This window comes from Sphingobacterium bovistauri (assembly GCF_020295405.1).
Lineage (GTDB): Bacteria > Bacteroidota > Bacteroidia > Sphingobacteriales > Sphingobacteriaceae > Sphingobacterium > Sphingobacterium bovistauri.
In genome coordinates this window covers 1-3758 of record NZ_JADEYP010000056.1, presented here as the reverse complement: position 1 = coordinate 3758, position 3758 = coordinate 1, and the positions used below count along the sequence as shown (strand labels likewise).

The 3758-nt window shown below is 29.1% G+C and carries 2 protein-coding genes and 1 pseudogene; 2 read left to right on the top strand and 1 reads right to left on the bottom strand.

Features of this window, described 5'->3' with window-relative positions; translation table 11 throughout:
* Positions 1-1056: 1056 nt before the first annotated feature.
* Complete coding sequence (locus IPZ78_RS17060; protein WP_225555184.1) at positions 1057-1602, top strand: lipocalin family protein; 546 nt, start codon at positions 1057-1059, stop codon at positions 1600-1602.
* A gap of 304 nt (positions 1603-1906) precedes the next feature.
* Positions 1907-3018: pseudogene (locus IPZ78_RS17055) on the top strand (IS3 family transposase).
* Positions 3019-3130: 112 nt separating this feature from the next.
* Here IPZ78_RS17055 and IPZ78_RS17050 read toward each other — a convergent pair.
* Positions 3131-3583, bottom strand: a complete 453-nt coding sequence (locus IPZ78_RS17050; RefSeq protein WP_225555183.1) for a hypothetical protein — start codon at positions 3581-3583, stop codon at positions 3131-3133.
* Between the last annotated feature and the right edge of the window lie 175 nt (positions 3584-3758).

Here is a 3758-nt window from a genome sequence, read left to right as displayed (position 1 = left end):
AAGCCTAATTTTCAATAGTAATTAAATAAAATTTTTAATTTGGGAAAGGATGCGAAATATGATTAATTAAAATTACATTTTGGTAAGAAAAATTTTTACTTTTTACTATATTTTGGTTAGTTATGATTTATCTAAAGTATTTTGTTTGTAATCAAGGTGAAATTTTATAGGTGTTTTCAATTTTACTCTAGTAAACAATCAATTATTAAAACATTATTGTAAAATATTGGTTATTTATACTAAATCGTATTTTAATGATATTACAATTAAACCCAACAATTCTAGTTGACACTCCATTAGGTAGAGGTCATGTCATCTTTATAATAGATTACGGAATGCACCAAAATTCATGTTGGGTAGTAGCTCTTGAAGATAATGGGATTGTAAAACATTTTGATAGTAATGATGTTATCGTATGCGCAAATTATACTTATCATATAAATTTATGCAAAAATTCACACAAAGGTTAATTATTTTTCAAAAACTTTATAATAACATTTGATACATTTAATGAAGATCATGTCTCAAAAGTATTTGTAAATGAAATTTCAATTATTACACTATTTCATTTTTTTTCATCAACCTAAGTGGTTATTGGAGTTTCTATAGTATTTAATTGTTATAGAGATATTTACGGAATGGATGCATTGTTTATTGGATAATAGATTGTCCCAATATTTATATATGGTTATTACAATAATATTGTTATAATAGGCGGGTGTGAAAAATTTTTAAAATTTAATACTGATGAATTTATTAATATCATCTTAAAATTGTTAGTATAAAAAATAATTTAAACACTATATGTTACATAAATTTATTAGTAAATGAAATGTCTCTAGAAAAATTCTATACAACAGTGATCAGATTGTATAGATGGCATTTGGTGAATGTCAAATCTTGAAGATCAAAAATAAATTGTTAGATTATAAAAAAACTAATATATATAAAATTCAGAATATGTTGAACAATATAGATGATTATTAATGTTTAATTTGTAAAACATTAAAAAAATATTTAATTAAATTATTTGTATTTTCTTAAAATTAATATTATATGAAAAATTCCAAAATTTTAAAAGTTGTAATAGGAACTTCAATTATAGTTCTTCCATTTTTTATAAATTCATGTAAATCAGTAAAAGTACCGACAGGACTGTCAGTATTTGAAAATTTCGATGTTAAGTCTTATTCTGGTAAATGGTATGAAATAGCCAGATTCGATTTTAAGCATGAAAAAGATATGGATCAAGTAACAGCAGAATACTCTATTAATGATGATGGCAGCATAAAGGTGTTAAATAAAGGTTTTGATACCAAGAAAAACGAATGGAAAGAATCAGAAGGTAAAGCTAAATTCGTTGGTTCACCAAATCAAGGTGCATTAAAAGTATCCTTTTTTGGACCTTTTTATGCAGGTTATAACATTGTTGCAATGGAACCTAATTATAAAAATGCATTAATATTTGGAGAAAATAAAGACTACATCTGGTTATTGTCAAGAGAAAAGAAAATGACAGAATCAGTGAAAGAAAAATTTCTTAAAATTGCTCGTGATTATGGTTATGATCTAGACCGATTAGTTTGGACAAAACACGAATAAATAAATTGCCTAACTTAATAGGAGGGCACTGAAAAAGTCCCTTTTTAGATTGGGCAAAACAAAGGAGTAGAAAACAACAGTTTTCTGCTCCTTTTTTCGTATCTTAAACTAGTCTTAAATATACATCAGGATGCTTTCTCCCCAGCAAAAAATACAGTTCAGTTCTTATTCAGGTTTGTACTATATCAATGTTCCAAAAGACAATCATCTTCGAAAAATCAAATTGACCTCCTCCCTAAAAATCGGACGATTTAAAATTAGAGAAATCTTGTTGATTAACTAACTTTAAACTAGGAGGAAAACGATGAAAAGATCGAAATTTACAGAATCTCAGATTACATTTGCGATCAAGCAATCCGAATCAGGAACTCGTGTAGAAGAAATCTGTCGAAAGATAGGTATTAGTGAGCCGACCTTTTATAATTGGAAGAAGAAATACGGAGGTTTTGGTGTTGCTGAACTTCGTAAACTAAGACAGTTAGAGGAAGAAAATGCTCAGCTGAAGAAGTTGGTTGCGGATCTTAGTTTGGACAAACAAATGCTGCAGGATGTATTGAAAAAAAAGTATTGAGCAGTTCACAGCGTAGAAAAATAGCTAGTGAATTGATATCCAATTATCGAGTTTCGCTAAGTCGAGCATGTTCAGTTTCTCTCTTGAATAGATCCATGTGGTACTACAACAGTTGCAGGCGAGCAGACAAGCCACTACGTTTACGAATTCGAGATATTGCTGAGTCGCGAGTTCATTATGGTTTTTGGAGGGTCTGCGTACTTTTACGACGTGAGGGGTGGTCAGATAATCATAAACGGATTTCGAATCTATAAAGAAGAGGGATTGAATCTTAGGAATAAGCGTCCTAGACGATCTAGAACGGCTTCGTATCGATATGAAAGACCTACATTTTCTAATTTACATGACTGCTGGAGCATGGACCTTGTCTCGGATTCATTGTTTGATGGGAAGAAAATACGTTGTTTAACTATAGTTTATAAATATAGTCGTAAATGTATGGCAATTCATGTTGGTCAGGGTATAAATGGTCACCAAGTTGTTGAGGTCTTGGAAGAATTAAGGCTTTTCAAAAACGCAAAGCCCAATAAAATTCAAGTTGATAATGGACCTGAATTTATATCAAAGGAAATAGACAGATGGGCTTACGAACAAAAAGTGGAACTTATTTTCTCTAGACCTGGCAAACCAACAGATAATGCGTATATTGAATCATTTAATGGTAGCTTTCGAGATGAGTGCTTGAATACCAATTGGTTTTTATCTTTGGGAGATGCTAAAAAAAAATACAAGACTGGAGAATAGAATATAACACGTTCAGACCCCATAGTTATTTAGGGGATTTAACATCTAAAACGTTTATCGATAATCAAATAAAAATACCGGATTTCTCTATTTTAGAATAGTCTTGAAAATGGGAGGAGCTCAATTGGTTTCTTAAAGCGTATTTTTATATTTATTCACTGTTTAAAAAAGGGTAAGGCTACATCTCGACTTTGCAAATTTATAATCAGTTGATCAATTTTTTATAATCCATATCCATTCTTTATTATTAAAAGTATCACCCACATGAACAACAGGATTTATAAGATCTTCAAAATTTCTTGCAGTATCCCAAATCAAATTTTCATAATCTACTATAACCCCATGAAAGATACCATCCTGTTCAATAAAATGTAAATCACCTTTAAGAAGATTATATCCTTTTTCAGCCATATACGCTTGAACTTGGTTTTTATTCATTTTCACGATGTTTTGAGCTTTTCTATCGAAATCCGATAATTCTAATCCCATTTCTATTGGATAATTCTCAGCTAGATATCTCGCATACAGATCTCTATTACCAGTACGAAGCGCCTCATTTTTATATAGTCTTCGTATAGGGCAAATATTAAAGTTAAATTCTTCTGGATTTTCTTTGAAACCAAAATGCTTATTGTATTCTACTAATCTGCTTTCTAATGTTTTCATATAATTATCTCAATTAGTAAATCTTATTTTATAATATTACAAATATTTTTCATTAAAATAAATTGTTTGATTAAAATTTAATTTAGTTTACTACAATCAATTTATTTAATATAATCACAATTATTATCCTGTTGTTTAGTTAACTAAATTAGTGTTTTATTAAATATATTATTAG